At 40.3% G+C, this 17928-nt stretch carries 15 protein-coding genes; 9 read left to right on the top strand and 6 right to left on the bottom strand.

The features are described 5' to 3' along the window. Positions 1 to 185 precede the first annotated feature (185 nt). A complete protein-coding gene (locus Aba26S_RS03730; RefSeq protein WP_016651294.1) occupies positions 186 to 863 on the bottom strand; it encodes a TetR/AcrR family transcriptional regulator in 678 nt (225 codons plus the stop codon). 305 nt (positions 864 to 1168) lie between these two features. On the opposite strand from Aba26S_RS03730, the gene Aba26S_RS03725 reads away from it, so the two are divergent. Beyond that, the gene (locus tag Aba26S_RS03725; protein ID WP_016651295.1) at positions 1169 to 1996 is read left to right on the top strand and encodes an SDR family oxidoreductase; all 828 of its coding nucleotides are present in this window, start codon (positions 1169 to 1171) and stop codon (positions 1994 to 1996) included. A gap of 62 nt (positions 1997 to 2058) precedes the next feature. Here the strand turns inward: Aba26S_RS03725 and Aba26S_RS03720 are convergent, their stop codons facing one another. The 5 genes from Aba26S_RS03720 to Aba26S_RS03700 all read right to left on the bottom strand — a co-directional run bounded on the left by Aba26S_RS03720 (position 2059) and on the right by Aba26S_RS03700 (position 7409). After that, a complete protein-coding gene (locus Aba26S_RS03720; RefSeq protein WP_005270217.1) occupies positions 2059 to 3426 on the bottom strand; it encodes an MATE family efflux transporter in 1368 nt (455 codons plus the stop codon). Positions 3427 to 3523: 97 nt separating this feature from the next. Further along, complete coding sequence (locus tag Aba26S_RS03715) at positions 3524 to 4678, bottom strand: pyridoxal phosphate-dependent aminotransferase (RefSeq protein WP_016651296.1); 1155 nt, start codon at positions 4676 to 4678, stop codon at positions 3524 to 3526. 272 nt (positions 4679 to 4950) lie between these two features. Then, entirely contained in the window at positions 4951 to 6258 is a 1308-nt protein-coding gene (locus Aba26S_RS03710; RefSeq protein WP_005270220.1) for a DUF445 domain-containing protein, read from the bottom strand. A gap of 17 nt (positions 6259 to 6275) precedes the next feature. Then, positions 6276 to 6833: a hypothetical protein gene (locus tag Aba26S_RS03705; RefSeq protein WP_005270221.1), complete on the bottom strand. Its 558-nt coding sequence runs from the start codon at positions 6831 to 6833 to the stop codon at positions 6276 to 6278. A gap of 36 nt (positions 6834 to 6869) precedes the next feature. After that, a complete protein-coding gene (locus Aba26S_RS03700) occupies positions 6870 to 7409 on the bottom strand; it encodes a DUF924 family protein (protein ID WP_016651297.1) in 540 nt (179 codons plus the stop codon). A gap of 228 nt (positions 7410 to 7637) precedes the next feature. On the opposite strand from Aba26S_RS03700, the gene gshA reads away from it, so the two are divergent. From gshA to Aba26S_RS03660, 8 genes are all read left to right on the top strand, one after another. After that, complete coding sequence (gshA, locus tag Aba26S_RS03695) at positions 7638 to 9212, top strand: glutamate--cysteine ligase (protein ID WP_005270225.1); 1575 nt, start codon at positions 7638 to 7640, stop codon at positions 9210 to 9212. Positions 9213 to 9230: 18 nt separating this feature from the next. Then, positions 9231 to 9737: a disulfide bond formation protein B gene (locus Aba26S_RS03690; protein WP_005270227.1), complete on the top strand. Its 507-nt coding sequence runs from the start codon at positions 9231 to 9233 to the stop codon at positions 9735 to 9737. 177 nt (positions 9738 to 9914) lie between these two features. Further along, positions 9915 to 13304, top strand: a complete 3390-nt coding sequence (locus Aba26S_RS03685) for a type VI secretion system Vgr family protein (RefSeq protein WP_016651298.1) — start codon at positions 9915 to 9917, stop codon at positions 13302 to 13304. Positions 13305 to 13314: 10 nt separating this feature from the next. Then, the gene (locus tag Aba26S_RS03680; protein ID WP_016651299.1) at positions 13315 to 15195 is read left to right on the top strand and encodes a LysM peptidoglycan-binding domain-containing protein; all 1881 of its coding nucleotides are present in this window, start codon (positions 13315 to 13317) and stop codon (positions 15193 to 15195) included. A 15-nt stretch (positions 15196 to 15210) separates the two neighbouring features. Next, positions 15211 to 15927, top strand: coding sequence for a toxin-antitoxin system YwqK family antitoxin (locus tag Aba26S_RS03675; protein ID WP_016651300.1), 717 nt, complete (start codon positions 15211 to 15213; stop codon positions 15925 to 15927). After that, positions 15920 to 16297, top strand: a complete 378-nt coding sequence (locus tag Aba26S_RS03670) for a hypothetical protein (protein ID WP_016651301.1) — start codon at positions 15920 to 15922, stop codon at positions 16295 to 16297. Before Aba26S_RS03675 ends, Aba26S_RS03670 begins: the two co-directional genes overlap by 8 nt. 123 nt (positions 16298 to 16420) lie before the next feature. After that, on the top strand, positions 16421 to 16930 hold the full coding sequence (locus tag Aba26S_RS03665) for a hypothetical protein (RefSeq protein ID WP_016651302.1): 510 nt from the start codon (positions 16421 to 16423) through the stop codon (positions 16928 to 16930). Positions 16931 to 17032: 102 nt separating this feature from the next. Continuing rightward, on the top strand, positions 17033 to 17908 hold the full coding sequence (locus tag Aba26S_RS03660) for a hypothetical protein (protein ID WP_016651303.1): 876 nt from the start codon (positions 17033 to 17035) through the stop codon (positions 17906 to 17908). Positions 17909 to 17928 lie beyond the last annotated feature (20 nt).

Raw genomic sequence — 17928 nt, 5'->3', positions numbered from 1 at the left:
ATTAATTATGACAATATCATTGCAAAAGAATTAATAAAGTCGAATTTAGCAATAAATTGTGACAATCATGGGGCGTAGAGGTGACGAATTGATGACAATTTGCCTACCAATAAAGCAAATGAATTCATTTGCTTAACTGAACTGTTGTTTTACCGCCGTGCTTGTCACAAAACTGTAAAACGATTTTAATTTTTTTGTGATGTGGTTTCGATAAATGACAAAAAGACAGCACAGCAGGCAGACAAGACATCTTGTAAAGGCTGTTCGAAGCCTTCTGAAACCCAGCGAATAATAATATGGGTCACATAACCATTTAAGCCCGTAGCCATCAGTGAAACTTCTTCAGTACTTTGTGGTGCATTGGGCATGGTGATCATCACAAAGCCTTGAATAATGCGATCAAACTGGGTCAAGGTCTCCTGAATAGTGGCCTGATTATGCAGGTCTTGCACCAGCATGGCATCAATATAAATAATGCGTGCCATACGTGGATCATCTTTAATCGCACTCAACAAAGCCGATAAACCTGCAGTCACCATATTTTTGGGTTCAGGCGCGGCCATCAGGACAGCCTGAGTTAAACAGGTTTGCATTTTCTCAATCATTTTTAAGAACACGGTTTGAAACAGCTCTTCGCTTTTCTTAAATGATTCATAGAAGTAGCGCTCAGTCAGTTTGGCTTCATTACAAACATCTTTCACGGTTACCGAGAAAAAGCCCTGTGTACCATAGGTGGCAATACCAGCTTCAATGAGTTTTTCACGACGTGCTTCTTTACGCTCGGTTAAAGAGAGCCCCTTAAATTGTCGCTCTTTGACTGCGGTATTGTTTTTCTTGCCTGTCACTTGATCTTGAGTTGCCATTGAGAAAACCGTTCCCTAAAAAATCTTTCAATCGTCTGTCTAATGTTTATTTGCATTTCAACGCTGTTGTGCCGACTTAGCATAACCAAAATTTGAAAATATGCCTTGTCTCTTTTAAACATGTTCGGTCATAAAATGTAAATAGGCCTATTATGACATGTGCAGTGTCGCTTATTGCCATTTGTCTTAAAGCTGGAGTGTACTATATTGACAACACGTATTGTCAAAATTATATTGGTTATAGCTTAAACTGCACATGATCTAAGCGAATATGTGCATATCACTCGCAATACAAAGGATAGGCAATGAAAAATTTTAAAAATAAAGTCGCAGCGATCACCGGTGCAGGTTCTGGGATTGGACAGCAATTGGCAGTTTTATTGGCGAAGCAAGGCTGTCATTTGTCATTGAGTGATATCAATGAAAAAGGTTTAGCGCAAACTGTAGAATTAGTGAAACAGTATCCTGTCTCAGTCACCACCAAAGTGCTTGATGTTTCAGATCGCGATGCGGTGAAACAGTGGGCACAAGAAACCGTGCAAGATCATGGTTCAGTCAATATGATCTTCAATAACGCAGGTGTTGCTTTAGGCTCAACCGTTGAAGGGGCAAGCTACGAAGATTTAGAGTGGATTGTGGGTATTAACTTCTGGGGCGTGGTGTACGGAACCAAAGAATTCCTGCCATTTATCAAACAAAGCAAAGATGGTCATATCATCAATATCTCTAGTATTTTTGGTTTGACCTCACAACCAACCCAATCGGCGTATAACGCAACTAAATTTGCGGTACGCGGTTTTACTGAATCATTACGTCAGGAATTGGACATTGAGAAGGGCGGTGTCAGCTCACTCTGCGTACATCCGGGCGGGATTCGTACCAATATCGCCAAAGCAGCGAAAATGAATGACAGCTTGAAGAGTTTGGGGATGGACCCGAATAAATCGATCAAGCAATTCGACAAGTTCCTGCGCACTCCACCCGAAGAAGCAGCACGTCAAATTCTTAATGCAGTTTTGAAAGATAAACGCCGTTTATTGATTGGTACCGATGCCCGTATTGTGGATTCGTTCCAGCGTTTATTCCCAACGGGTTATCAACGGATTGCAGCGTTTGCAACCAAGATGATGTAAGTTGTTAGCATGAAAAAAGCCATTCTCTGAGAATGGCTTTTTTATATCAGTAAAAAGATGCTTTAGATCAGTACTTTAATCTTGGTCTTTTTCCAAAAGAATTGATAATAAAATGCTTGGAAGACACATAGACTCACAAAGGAAAGTGCGTAAGCAATCCAGATGCCTGTTAAGCCCCAAAGTGAGCTAAACCAATAGGCACACGGCACTTCGATCAGCAGAATGGTGAAAATATTGATCAGCATCGGGATGTTAACCGCACCGCTGGCCCGCATGATTGAGGCAAAAATGGCACTGGCTCCAAAGAACAGAATCGACCAGAGCACGATAAATAACAGCTGTTGGCCCAGTTCAATTACGCTGTGATCGGTAATAAACAGCGCCATTAAATATTTTGAAAACAAATAGGCTAAGACAATCAACGTGCCTGTAAATAACAGATTCATGCCCAAAGCGGTACGGGTGACTTTGGCCAATAAATCGGGTTTACCTGCGCCAATCGCTTGTGCAGCAAAGATCGAGGCAGCAATTGAAATCGACAGCGCTGGAAATTGAATATAGTTCAGCACCTGATTGACTGCACCATAGGCTGCTGTGGCATGTGCACCGTAATGGTTAATCAGGCCAATAATCACCAGACCTGCTAAGGAGGTGGTGACCATCTGAATACCCGTTGGAATTCCAAGTTTTAGAATTAATTTACTGAGCTCGGCATCATGACGAATATGTTGCAGCAATAGACGGTCGATCTTTAACGGATGATTTTTATAGTTCAGATAAATTGCTAAGAAAGTCAGCACCGCGGCATAACCGATAATGGTTGCAATCGCAGGGGCAACAATACCTAAAGCCGGAAAACCAAAGTAACCTTTTAGCAAAACAGGCGTCACGCCTAAACCAATCAAGCTGGTCAGGCTCAGGGCAATCAAAGGGGTTACGCTATCGCCAACACCTCGTAAAATCGAGGTGTAAATAATATAGACGAACAGTAAGGGGCTACCCACCAACATCCATTGTACATAAGGCAAGGACAGATGCATGACTTTAGGATCTGTGCCAAGGAGCTCTAAAATATGTTTGGCAAAGATTAAACCCAGTACCGCAATGATACTGCCCCCGATCAGGGTCATAAATACGGTAGAGCCAATCACGGAGCGGACTTTTTCCAGATTCTGTGCCCCCCATGCCTGTCCAATCAGTACCGTGCTGCCTGCGGAAACTCCAATCACAAAGGCCAGTAAAAAGAACAGGATGGGGAAGAAGACCGAGACTGCGGCAATGGCATTGACCCCCATCATTTGACCGACAAAGATGGTATTAATCGTGCCTGACAGGTTTTGTAAAATATTGGTGGCAATCAGCGGCACCAGAAACACAAAAAAGGTTTTCCAGAGATTCGGTTGCATCACCAGAGGTTGGCGTGGTGTCATTCAATTTCCTTCACGCTTCATCCTGAAACGATTGTATTTTTGTCAACATAACATTCTCAGTTGTGTTGAAGATGAGGGTTCAGTTTCTTTTTGTTGATCAACATTGTACGAGAATTTCACCGGCACGTTGTAATGTTTGATCGGTCTTGGCGAAGCAGAAGCGAATCAGTCGCAGTGATTCAGGTGCCTGCTGATAAAACACTGAAATTGGAATGGCCACAATTTTGTGTTGCTCGGCAAGAAATTGGCACATCTCGACATCATTGAGATCAGGGCGAATGTTGCTGTAATCCAGATTCTGGAAATAAGTCCCTGGGGAGGGAATAAAGTTAAAACGCGAGTTTTGAATCTGGGTATTGAACATGTCACGCTTGGCCTGATAAAAGCTTGGCAATTGCTGAATATGCTCAGGATGCTGCTGCATATAGTTGGCCAATGCAATCTGGCACGGGGTAGTGCCACAGAAATTGGCAAACTGATAAATCTGGCGAAATAGACGCATGAGTTGTGGTGCAGCAACACAATAGCCTGTTTTCCAGCCTGTGACATGATAGGTTTTGCCGAAAGAACCAATCACGAAACTGCGTTCACGTAATTCAGGGAATTGCAGTGCACTATGGTGTTTTTGCCCATCAAAAATCAGATGTTCATAGACTTCATCGGACAATACCACGATATTTTTATCTTGGATCAGCTCAATCAGTTGGCGCCAATCCTGTTCTGACCAGATCGCACCTGTTGGATTGTGTGGCGTGTTGACAATAATCATGCGGGTGTTGCTATTGATACTGTCTTTGACCTTCTGCCAGTTCACCTGAAAGCTGGGTGCTTCTAAATGAATATGCACTGATTTTCCACCTGCCAACTGAACCGCAGGGGCATAGCTGTCATAGCTTGGGTCGAAAATAATCACTTCATCGCCTGCATGGATACAGGCTTGAATGGCACAGAAAATCGCAATGGTCGCGCCTGGGGTGATGGTGATTTCAGTGACTGGGTCGAGTTGCAGTTGATCACGTGCTAAGAATTGTGTCGCCAGTTGCTGTCTTAAAGCCAGTACGCCGTCACCTGCAGGGTATTGGTTATAGCCTGAAAGCGTGGCTTGGCTTAGTGCTTCGAGTAGGGCTGGCGGGGCTGGAAAATCGGGGAAGCCTTGGGAGAGATTCAGGGCATTGAGTCGTTGTGCGAGTTCAGTCATGACGCTAAAGATGGTCACGCCTTGGCTAGGGAGTTTTGACTGAAGTTGCAACATGATTGAAATGACCTATAGAATTTTAATGGATTATGTATTTTGATGGTGTCTTACCGAGAGCTTATCTAATTTCAGGATAAGCCTTCAGCTGGAGTTACTTTGGTTTCGCCCAAAGTAACCAAAAGCATTGTCATTCGCAAAACCTGTTCACTTCTTGCATTGGTTTTATTACATCGCAGAAACAGCACTTAATTGAAATCACGCAGGTTGCGAATGACTTTTTTCGCGTATCTTATTGATGACAGGTTTTTGTAGTCAATATTGATGCTATATTACAAAACATTTTCAACAATGGCACGTATCACACCGAGTGCTAAACCAATAAAGGCACCGACAATCACACCATTGACGCGGATCATATGCAAATCACCGCCCACCTCGCTTTCGATTTTGGCAATCATTTCTCGTGAATCCCACTCATGAATCCGTTCACTGATATAACGAATGATCTTGTCGCTATATTGCTCACTGAAATTAATGGCTAAGCCGACCATTTTTTCATTCAGTACCTGACGTACTTTTTCATTTTGAATCAGACTTTCACCGAGTTGCTGGATCGCCGCCTGTAGGTTAGTGGCAATGCCTGAATCTTGCTGCATTAAATCGGTTTTGATGGCATCACATAATATCCCCACCGCACCACTGATAAAATTCAGGACCTGTGGGCTATCAAGCAGTGCATCTTTACCACGATTTAAACGCTGGCTGGCTTCACTGTCGGGTTCTGCCAGTTCCAGCATCAGGTTATGGGTGGTGGCTTCAATATCCTGACGCCATGGATGATCTGGGTTGGCCAGCATCGACTCAACTTTTTCAATCAGAGAGTCAATGGTGCGTTGCTGTACATCAATGCCGATCCAGCTTGCGCCTTTGGCCAGCTTCCAGACCCCTAATTCTTGGAATAATTTACGTGATAAATCACGTGCTTCTTCCGGATGTGACACCATCCATTCATGTGCCAGATCGAGTCCACGTTGTAGCACATCTTGATGGAAATCATTTTCCAGTACAGCGCGCAGCATTTCACTGGCCAGTTTATTGACCTTGGTACTTCTGACCCACTGCACACTGTTGTTCTGGACGAAGTGTGCAATTTGCTCTTGGCTGACAAATTCAAAGATTCTCGGCACGGTGTGCTGAATCATCTGCACCACTTGCTGATTGTTTTTGGGACTGGCTAACCATTGACCTACAGCCAAACTGATATCAGCATTTTGTAGACTGCGTTGCACGATCTGTGGGGAAAGAAAATTTTCCTGTACAAAGCGACCCATTGACTCGGCAATACGGGCCTTATTGCGTGGGATAATTTCGGTGTGGTCACGCAACAGTTTGGGTAGCGGCATTCTGCCAAAAGGATTACGGAATAACACAGTGACCGCATACCAGTCCGCCAAGCCACCGACCACACCTGCTTCCGCGCCGAGCATGAAAATATGGATGAGCCATTTATATTCAGGCAGAAAGTGCGCCGCGACCATTAAAGCGATCCATGACACCACTGCAATGATCAGTGCCATGGTGGCGAAGTATTTACTTCGTTGTAAGCTCGGGACGTGGATTTCTTCGACTGAACTCATGGAGTCATCCTTTTAATTTATTTTTTATTTTGAGGCGGTGCAGGGGGCTGCAACACTTCTCCTGTCGGGCTCAAGCCATATTTTGGCCCTAAAGACTGCAAAATCATTTGAGCATCAAAGGCATCAGGAGATTGCTGCTGTGTCTTAAAGCACTCGATAGTATACGACACTTGAATTGGATCAAGATTGACCACTTGTGGGGTATCGTAGAATGGATCCGGCCAAAAGGCAGGATGACGACGATAATAGCCATAAGGGTAATACGATGGCGTCGGATAAATCACGGCTTGGCGCGGTGTCTTATGGCGGGCATTACTTGGATCATCCACCACACTAAAATAACGGAAACCATTTTTAACCGTAGTTTGTGCGGCTTTAAGCAAGGTAATTTCCTCAGCCGTACCATAACTCAAGTTATTGTCTGCTTGGAAACCGACACGGTAAGTTTTGTTATTTAACGGATAAGTGGTGAATTGGCCCAGTTGGTCAAAGGTTCTGGGTTTGGAGGGAACCGTTGCACATCCTGCAAATGTCAGTGCGACAAGCAGCGGGGTGCATATTAATACGCTTTTCATATGCCATTCCTATGTACAGTGTCGAGGGGAATCGACTTAAAAACTGCTATTCGGTTGAGTTAAAAACTCCAATTCTTCAGCGGTTGAGTGACGTCCTAATAGTGCATTGCGATGCGGATAACGCCCAAAACGATCAATGATCACTTTGTGCTTTTTCTCAAAGCTTAGATTTATTTCATTGCCTAAGCGTTGAAATAATTTCAGGGCAAATTCATGCATGCGTTTGGATTCACTATGCATAAACGGCATATAAAGGAAGGAGCGTTGCTCTGGGCTGAGTTGTGCGTCCAGCTGTAAGCTAATGGCCTCTTGTGCCAATGCGAGTGCAAGGCTGTCATAAGCAAAAGCGTGGGCTTGATCCCGATATAAATTTCGGGAGAATTGGTCGAGTATAATAATTTCCGCCAAGCGCCCTTCAGCTGTTTCACGCCATGACCACAGCTCGGCCTGAGCGGCCTGATGATGAATCTCTGCAAAGGACGCGCGAATTTTTGCATCAAAATCATCACTTTTAGCAAACCAAAGTGAACGATGGTCAGGGTCAAACCAAAAATTAAGAATGTCTTGCGCTTGCATGGGGGAGTATCCACTGGAAGATTTATTTTTTAATAAAATCACAATTTCAGCGTGTCTTATGTAACAAGATTGTGATAAAAATTGCCAAACTAAATCAGATGACTAGATTGTAATTGTCGTTATAATTGGCTGAGTCGAAGGGATTGGCATGCAGATCATGCCTGTAGAATCGACGACGTCGTTACCATGCATGTGGTCGGCTGATCCTGAATAAGCGAGCAATAGAATATGAATCAACCCAGCCTTACTTCCTCTGTGATACCAACTTGGGTAGATGCCTCGCTATTAAAGGGGATGTTACGTGGCATTGAGCGTGAAAGCCTGCGGATGCAAAGTAATGGATTTTTATCACAAAAAAATCATCCAGAAGCGCTCGGTTCAGCTCTGACACATCCATATATTACGACGGATTATTCAGAAGCATTGATGGAGTTTATCACCACGCCACAAACAACGATTGCGGCGGCACTCAATGAACTGAGTGATATTCATAGTATCGTCCATGAGCAACTGGAAGATGGCGAACGCTTATGGCCTCTGTCGATGCCCTGTATGCTGGATGATAACGAAGAAAATATTAAACTGGCACAATATGGCAGTTCCAATATTGGTCGCTTTAAAACCTTATATCGTCGTGGTTTAGGTGTGCGTTATGGTCGCCGTATGCAGACCATTTCCGGGGTGCATTATAATTTATCTTTTCCAGAACAATTATTTGCGCTTTTGCAGCAGCATGAAAGCAACCCACAATTAAAACAGCTCAGCCTGCAAGATTATCGTAGTCACCGCTATTTCGGTTTGATCCGCAACTTTATTCGTTTGATTCCTTTGGTGATGTATATGCTGGGTGCGAGCCCATCGGTATGCCGCTGTTTTCTGACTGGCCGTCAGCACCATTTACAACCCTTAGTAAAGGGTACGCTCTATTTACCTGAAGCAACCGCTTTACGGATGGGGCGTTTGGGCTATCAAAACTCAGCGCAAAAAGAGCTTGGCATTCATTATAACGACCTGCATGATTATCTGGATGGCTTACAAAAAGCCGTGCATACGCCATATCCAGAGTTTACGGCACTGGGCCTCAACGATGAGCAGGGTGAGCCGATTCAGATCAATGATCATGTGCTACAGATTGAAAATGAATACTACAGTCTGGTACGCCCTAAACAGGTACCACAAGCGGGTGAAACACCATCACAAGCCTTAAAAAATCGTGGTGTGGGTTATGTCGAATTACGTGCAGTGGATGTGAATCCGTATAGTGCGATTGGGATTGATGAAATTTCGGCAGGCTTCCTTGAAAGTCTGGCGTTGTACTGTTTGCTCAAAGACAGTCCAGATTTATTTGCTGAAGAACAAGAGCAGATTGACCGCAATCAAACAGAAGTGGTCAATCGTGGTCGTGCAGCAGATGCCAAGATCGAAGAGGGAGACCACTCGATTGCACTAAAAGACTGGGCACAAACCCATTTAAATGCGATTCAAGACTGTGCCAAGCTATTAGACCAAATGGATGGCACACAGCTGTATCAAGATGCGATCCAAGTGATGCAGCAGCGCCTAGACCATGTCGAAAATACCCCTTCGGCTCATGTGATTGCAGATACCTTGCAGCATGGCGGCACATGGAATTTTGGCAGTGTCATGGCGCAGCAACATGTTGATCATTATGACCAACATCCACTCAGTGAAGAACGCAAACATTATTTTGAACAATTGGCGCAAACATCGTTGCAAAAACAGGCGCAACTTGAACAAGATAACGACATGAGTTTTGAACAATATCTTGCACAATACCGTTAAAATTTTAGAGGACTTCCCATGCGATGGAATTACCGCCTAGTCAGCGCTGTTTTGGTACTGACCAGCATCATTGGTATCTCATTTGCGTTGTATCTAGAGCATGTGCAAGGTTTAAACCCTTGTCCATTGTGTATTTTCCAACGTATCGGCTTGATTATAATGGGTTTGATTGCCCTCGTTGCCTTTATTCATAATCCGGTTTCGAGTGCATTCAAACGTTTTTATGCTTTCTTGGCGACCGTATCAATTGGCTGGTCAGTTGCCGTCGCAGCACGCCATATCTGGTTGCAGCATTTACCTGCTGACCAAGTGCCAAGCTGTGGGCCGGGTTTAGATTATCTGGTTGATGTGTTGCCGATGAAGGCGGTATTACAGGAAGTGCTTTCAGGTTCTGGTGAGTGTGCAGTGATTGACTGGACGTTCTTGGGACAATCTTTGCCAGTTTGGTCTTTGTTGTATTTCAGCCTGATTTTATTGATCTGCTTATGGCAGCTGTTTAGAAACTACGGGGTTGCTGCAAAATAACAGCATGCATCTGTACTCGCTGGATAAAGCCCGAAATGTGAATGCATATTTCGGGCTTTATATTCTCTATAACTAAACAAGTTGTGCCATTTTGTTGCTTGAACGCTTTTTTTATGGACAGATAAGTCTGTTTTTTGTAAAGTTCAGCCAAATCCCAGCACAATCCGATTATAAAAAATGCTTTTTAATATATTTAATGTATTAGAAAAAATAGGGCTAAATGCACAGAAACGTGCTATCCACGTACAGTTTTCTAATCATCTACTGAATAATCAAGTTTTTTTACAGCGCATACAAGGCCAGCATCAACTCAATGTGGGTTTGGAAGCTGAGCTGATTTGCCTGTCGACCAATGCCCAGATTCCCCTCAAACAGTTTATTGGGGTTCAGGTTGCGGTTGATCAGGTTACCGATTCAGGGCAGTTGTTTCGCACCACGGGGATTGTGACTGAGGCCAGCTATGGGCAAAGTGATGGTGCATTAACGCTGTATAAGCTAACTATAAACGATGCGACTCATTTATGGCATAAGCGCCGTAACAGCCGTGTGTTTATGAATAAAACGGTTGTGGAAATTACCGAAGTTTTATTCAAGGAGTGGCAGCAAAGAAGCCCACTTTTTGCGGCAAGTTTGAATCTGGATCTGAATGGCTTAAGCCAGAATTATGATATACGCCCCTTTGTGATGGGCTCGAATGAATCTGATTATGACTTTCTAACGCGCTTATGGCGCAGTGAAGGCATTAGCTGGCTGATTGATGAAGCTGAACTTTTTGTGCCGCATTCGAGTACCCCTGTTAAAGCGCAGAAGCTAAGATTAATTGATGACAATAGCCAGTATCAGGCTCTGGCTCGACGGAGCATTCGTTATCATCGCAGCAGTGCCACAGAATTTCAGGATAGCATTACTGGCTTTGTGGCGGTGCGAAGCCTGCAACCCACAGCCGTGCATCTGCAACGCTGGCAGCCCGATGCCTTGGCACAAGAAGAAGGCGCAGGTTCAGTCGTCACCAGCCATAACCATTCGGACAGTTTCGACTCTGCCAGTTTAAGTCTTGAGCAGGCATGGCATATCAGCCCAGCCTGGATGCAGGATTTAAAGGGTGAAGACCAAGCGACAGCTTCTGGGAACAGTCAGTTAGAAAAACTGAATCAGCAATTCAATGACATGTATGCCAGTCAAGCCAAATACTTTAAGGCTTACAGCACGGTACGGGATAGTCAGGTTGGCTATTGGTTTAATCTGAGGGAACATCCTGAAATTGATCAGCATGAAGGGGCTGATCAAGAGTTCCTGATTATCTCCAAGCATTTCTACAATCAAAATAATTTACCGAAAGATTTACAGCAACAGGTGAGTCAGCTGCTCAGCCAAAGCCGCTGGGATCAACACGGCTATGACGAGGCAGAGCGTCAGGGTAATGAACTGACCTTGATTCGCCGTCAGATTAAAATCACCCCTGAATATGATCCAGAGTTGCATCGTCCGATTGCCTATCCGCAACGCGCCAAAGTGGTTGGGCCGGAAGGAGAAACCATTTATGTGGATGAATGGGGACGGATTAAGGTGCGCTTTCTGTTTACCCGTAGCGATGACCATGGACATGATGGTGGTGCGGGCAGCAATGACAATGACACCGACTCTGCATGGGTGGATGTCCTCACGCCTTGGGCGGGGGAAGGCTATGGTGCACGCTTCTTGCCACGGATTGGTGAAGTGGTGGTCATCGATTTCTTTGATGGCAATATCGACCGTCCTTTTGTGACAGGGCGAATCCATGAAGCGCAACGTTCTCCGACCAAGTTTGATGTCAAAGGACAACTCCCAGATACTAAAAAACTCAGTGGTATCCGCAGTCAGGAAGTCAATGGCAGTGGTTTTAACCAGTTACGTTTTGATGATACAACGGGGCAAATCAGTACCCAGTTACAAAGTAGCCATGCTGCAACACAACTGAATTTAGGTAATTTAAGCCACCCTAAAGTGCAGGAAAGCAGCAACGGTCGTGGTGAGGGCTTCGAGCTCAGAACCGATGCTTGGGGCGCTGTGCGGGCAGGCAAAGGCATGCTGATCAGTACCTATGCCCAAGAACAGGCCATTGCTGATCATCTGGAAGCTGCTCAAGCACAATCTTTGCTGTCACAGGGCTATGACAGCATGAAAATGCTCAGTGAAGTGGCTGCTAAACAACAGACCGATGCGCTGAATGTGATTAACCGCTTACCGAAGTTTATTCAGTCATTGGAACTTAAAACCACAGGTCAAGCACTGGATAGTACTTTAAATTTATTTAAAGAAGGGATGAGTAATGACCCAATTCATGCTTTAAAGGATTGCGGTGGTTTTATTGAGGATATTGGTGCACTTGGCGGTAATGCCAAAGGCGCAGTAGAAGAATTTAATGCGTTCTTTAGTGATGCCAAAGATGCGGTTGAAAATCTGAAAGAGTTCATTGAAAACGTAGAAGAGCATGGCGCTGATATTGTCAAAGGTAAGCTTGCCAGTATTAAAGATCGGATTCAGCAAAACCCGTTTGAGAGTATTAAAGAAGTCGGGAAGGTTTTGGCCAATGTCGATATTAAAGATTTTGAGCTGATGAGTACCTGTGGAACCTTTAGTAAAGGCAGCAAGTTAGACATCACTCCGTCCAAAGCCTTGAGCTCATTACAGGGCTTTATGGAAGGTTATACCCAAGGCTTGGAAAGTAGTTCCAATGCCAAGCAACAAGAGCAAGGCAAGATTTTCAGACAGGCCTTGATGTTGTTGGCATCACCGAATGGAATTGCGTTAACCACGCCTGAAAATATTATTTTGCAGGCCTCTCAGGATATTGCCGAGAGTGCCAGTGGTTCAATTAACCTGAGTGCACAGAAGAATATTATTGGGCATGCACAGGACAAGATCAGTTTGTTTGCCGCGCAAAAGGGCTTTAGAGCTTATGCAGCAAAAGGGAAATTGGAGTTGCAGGCGCAGGATGATCTAATTGAAGTGATTGCTAGGAAGGTCATTAGATTAATTTCGACTGAGGAAAAAATTGAGCTTACTAGTGCAAAAGAAATTGATATTAAGGCTGGAGGTAGTCAACTAATTGTGAATGGAGGTGGAGTGTTTATAAAAACAGGTGGCAAGTTTGAGGTGAAGAGTGGGCAGCATATTTTTTTAAGTGGTGAAAATATTTCTATACCAAAATATGATTTACCTAAGATAGAAAAGAATAAATTTAGCTTGAGATTTGCTCCATTTGGTAATGATATTAACTTTGATCTAATGGGCTTTGTTAACCAACCTTATAAAATTATTAATAAAGAAAGTGGAGAAATACTTTCAAGTGGTGTGATCACTGAAACAAAATTGCCACGAGTTTTCAGTGACACTGAAGATGAGGTGGAGTTGTCGATTGGTAAGGAGTTATGGAAAATTGATGTTCAAGAATTATCTTCTAGCGAAGAAAATGAATCAGAAAATGAAGTCGAAATTCCAGAAAATTTATATTGTGAATTTGAAGATGAAAACATTGAGCATGATTTTCTTGATTCAGACCTAATAAATTCGATAATAAATAAATAGGAATATAATTATGGCGAAATTTATTAAAGCATCTCATGACAGACCGACATTGACTGTTCAATATCTTTCAGATGATGGGAAAATCTTATTAAGAACAGGAGGAACAATTGCTTGGAGATTTAACAACCCTGGAAATATGAGACCTAAAGATAAAGGAATGTATCCAGGACAAATTGGTACTGGAAATACGAAAAGTGGAAATTTTGCTATTTTTGAAAGCTATGAAATAGGAAGACGAGAAAAAAAGGCTTTGCTTAGACGTAAATATAATAATTACTCATTAAAAGATGCTCTATATATTTATGCACCGCCTAATGAGAATGATACTGAAGCATATATTGCTTATTTAATAAAACACACAGGTTTTACTCGCTCGACCGTATTGTCATCGTTAGATGATAAAGGAATTGAGAAATTAATGGATGCTATGGAGCGTAAGGAGGGATATTATAATACAAATACACAACCTCCACGTTCTGATAAATGGATTAGTACTACAACTGTAAATGTTAGTAATGGTTCTAATCCATTAGCCGATCAAAAAATCATAATTAATCATAATGATAGGAAAAAAGAATATGTCACTAATAAAAATGGAAATTTACCTCCGATTCCTCATGTAAAACAAGGAGATAAAATTTCTTTTAGTGCTATGGTGGATGGTTGTGAAACATTAATTGGAGAGGTGGTAACTTCTGTTGAGTCTCAAGTGGTTAGTTTGGTTAATAATGCAGCCCGTTTTACCAGTAGGTTAATGCCTCAGAATGGATCTTTTAGCGCAAAAAAAGATGATATACCAAGAATTGATTATGTTGTTGTCAATGGTGATGTGCTCTCAAAAATTGCAAAGCGCTTTCGTGTCACTGCCCAACAAATTCAACAGTGGAATAATATAAAAAATGCAAATGAAATTTATGCAGGTCAAATGCTTGCGATAGGGTATTTTGCAAAAAAAATTAATGAGCAACAAAAAGGTAAAAGTAGAAATAGTTCTGCAAATATTTATAGAGTTAAATCTGGCGATACAATTTATAAAATTTGTAAATTAAAAGGTATCTCAATTGATAGTCTTATGAAAGCAAATCCACAGATTAAAGAAAGAGATACGATTTTAGTTGGTCAAATAGTTACAATACCATCTTCTGTTTCTAGTACTCATACTAAACCAAAAAGTGAAACAAAAAAGCAAGAATCTAATGACGTTGGGACAGCAGCTTTGACCTCAATAACTACGGTTATCTCTGGTTTGGGGAATAATATACAAGAGGTTACAAGAAGTAAATCAGGAACAGGTGAGGGATTAGCGATTTTACCTGTGAATAATCGAGAAGCGCCATGGATGCCAATTGTAATTCGGGAGCTAAAACAATGGTATGGCAAAAGAGAGGGTGTCATTACAAAACAAGATAACTATCATATGTTAACAGGTAGTAAAATCAATACTTTGGTTGGTTCAACTCAGGCATGGTGCGCATCATTTGCAAATTATTGTTTACAAGAAGCTAAATATGCAAAATCAGCTGAGCCAGCAAGTGCATTAAGCTTTCGTCGTGATACAAAAAATTTTGTTAAAATAACAAAGCCTATTTTTGGTGCATTGGCAACTATCCCTACTTCCTCAGGAGCTAGTCCAGAAGCTAAATCAGGTTTTGGTCATGTTGGTTTTGTTTATTGTTTAGATAAGACGAGTGGTCGATTTCTTATAATAGGTGGGAATCAGGATGATCAAATCACGATTGCTAGTAAATCAATATCAGCTTATAGATTCTATGTACCAAAAGCTTATCATGAGTTTTCGAAATCTCAACTTTTGGAAAAGAAAATGTCTGTTGATGATCTATATGGAGCTTTAGGGCTAAAAACAGTTCGTACAAGCAATGCAACACGGTAGAATCAGGATATATTTATGAAATTTAGTACCATCTGCTTTTATTCTTCTTTATTTCTTTTAAGTGCTTGTTCACAATCAGAAACTCAAAATCAGCACTTAAATGAGAAAACTGAGCAAAAACTTGAAGCCCATGATAAAAGTACTGATTCGGTTATCTTGTATATGAAGAATGCAGAATCATCTGGTCAAGAAATGACAACAAAAGAACAGGCAGAATTTTATCGGGTTTTATTAAAGAAGTTAGATGGGCAAAGATTTTTAGTTCAGGATTTCTATATTACGGGTAAAAAACAAACTGATCCGTATATTTTAACAGATGGTAAATTGGATTATGTTTATAATGAACAAGCTGATACATCATATTATCCGAGAGAAGGTTCTAGAATTGTATGGTATGAGTCTGGTAGTAAAGCAGCGGAGACCGAATATAATGATCATAAAGAAAATGGTCTATGGCGTGTTTGGTATGAAAATGGAAATTTAAAGGAAGAAACAAATTATAAAGCTGGTAAAATAAATGGTAATAGTAAAAATTGGAATGAAGATGGCAAGTTAACAGGTGAGTGCAATTACAAAGATGGTTTGGAAGATGGTAGATGCTATGAAAAATATACTATGAACCCTCAAATTTTTATCTATGATGGTACATATAAAGAGGGAATTAAAGTGGGTAAATGGAAAGAGTGGGATGAGGAAGGTAAATTAGTAAAAGTAGAGAGCCATAATGATTAACTTAAAAATAAACGCTTTGTTTTTTTTCATAGTAGCGAACACCATATTTTTATCGCAAACATATGCGAGTGATAATTTTACAATCCTAACAGGTCATATATTAAATAAAAAGAGTATAGATGAACAAAATAAAATACATCCGTATGATGTTGTTTTATTGCCAACAGCTAGAGATTTTTATTTAAAAGAAGAGGGTGAAGAGTATAAAAAAATAAAAGAAATCCAGTTGAACTATTTAGATGTGAAATATAAGATTGAATATAATAAGCCCGCACAAATAACATGCAAAGGTTTGTATTCAGCTGATTCTATGTTTCATTATACCAATTTAATTTGTGTGGTTGGAAAAATAAATTATATAAAGCGATGATTTTAGTCTTGTGTAATTATAAGTTTCTAGGTGGCACTATTTGATTTTTTTAAAAAATTAATAGTTTTAATAATTAAGCCCTGAATTGATGAGCCGAAATAAATCATAGTGGAAATAGTAATAATGAAAAATACATCTGTTAGCTTAACTCTACTTGTAGTTTTATCAGTTTTAGGGTGTTCAGGTAATACAATTGCAGCAAAGGATATTAATAAAACAGAAGAAAATGTCAGAGTAATTAAATACCCTATATCATCAAATTTTTATTCAGAATGTAGAGAAAATAAATCTGAAAAAGAATGCAGGAAAATAAGTGATATAAAAGATTATTCTTATCAATCAACGAAAATTTTAAAAGAACTCCCAGTTGAAGTGAGTTTTTTGTCAGATAGTAAGGTAAAAGATCTTAATGTCGATAATTTTAGATTTATATCTAAGGGTAATGATATAGTTTACTCTATAGCTGAAAAGTATGTAGATACAGATGAAGAGGCTAAATCAGAATTTTATTTGATTAAAATTAAGCCAAAACTGGAAATAGAAAAAATAGGTGATTATTACTCAATTGATAGCTTAGGGATAATAACTTATAAAGATAACAATGGGAAATTACTAAAGAGAAGTTTAAAATAAAAATTACTTAATATTGAGCTGAAATACCCTAACTGAGTTGGGGTGTTTTTAAAATAAATTAAAAATTAAGAGTGGCTGATTTAGACTAATAGGAAATTTGAAATGAATTTTTTGAAAAAAGTAATGATATTTTCTGTTGGTTTAGTAGTATCAAGTTTTTGTTTTTCTAAAGAGAATGGTCAAAATATTAAAGTTGAGCCTTGTGGTTTTGATTATGATGTTAATAACTATTACTGTAAAACGGATAAAATTAAAGTTTTTGAAGGAAATATTGGAAGAAAGTCAGATTTTAATAAAGATTATTCTGTAATAAAAATTGATGATGGAAAATATTATAGATTGGCCGCATTAAATCAAAGAAGTTATAAAGTTTACCCTTTGAATTACCAAATAAATAAGAAAAAAGCTAACTTTAATTACGCTGTTGAAAAAGATGAGTTGTGTGTATCAGGGGATTTATATTCTTATAGAGATACATATTTAAATTCAAAAGCGTGCTTTAAAATTATTGATAACGCTTTTGTAAAAGTGAGTATTGTAGAGGATATAAGTCAAAAAAATAATAGTAATAGCCTTGTGTTTATTAAAACACCTATCTCATCTGATTTCTTCTCTAAATGTAATGAGAAAAATCCAGTGAAAAAATGTGAGCAGCTTGAAAGTTCTAATAATAGGGCATATTCTTTATCTGAGTTAAAGAAAATATCTCCTGATTTTTTGAATATATTTGATAATCCTAAAGTGGATTCATTGAATGCAAATACGTTTAGGTTTCTTCCTAAAATGAAAGATGGTTTTTATTCTATTGCTGAAAAGTATATGGAAACAGATGAAGGAACTAGTTCTGAGTTTTATCTGATAAAATTAAAACCTACACTAAATGTAGAGAAAATTGGTGATTATTACTCAATTGATAATTATGGAGTAATAACTTATAAAGATAAAAATGGAAAATTATTGAAGAGGAATTTAAATTAATTTGAACACTATATTTAGTA

This window comes from Acinetobacter sp. NBRC 110496 (genome assembly GCF_000876115.1).
Taxonomy (GTDB): domain Bacteria; phylum Pseudomonadota; class Gammaproteobacteria; order Pseudomonadales; family Moraxellaceae; genus Acinetobacter.
Note: the sequence above shows the minus strand (reverse complement) of the source record. Positions and strands in the feature narration are given on the sequence as shown.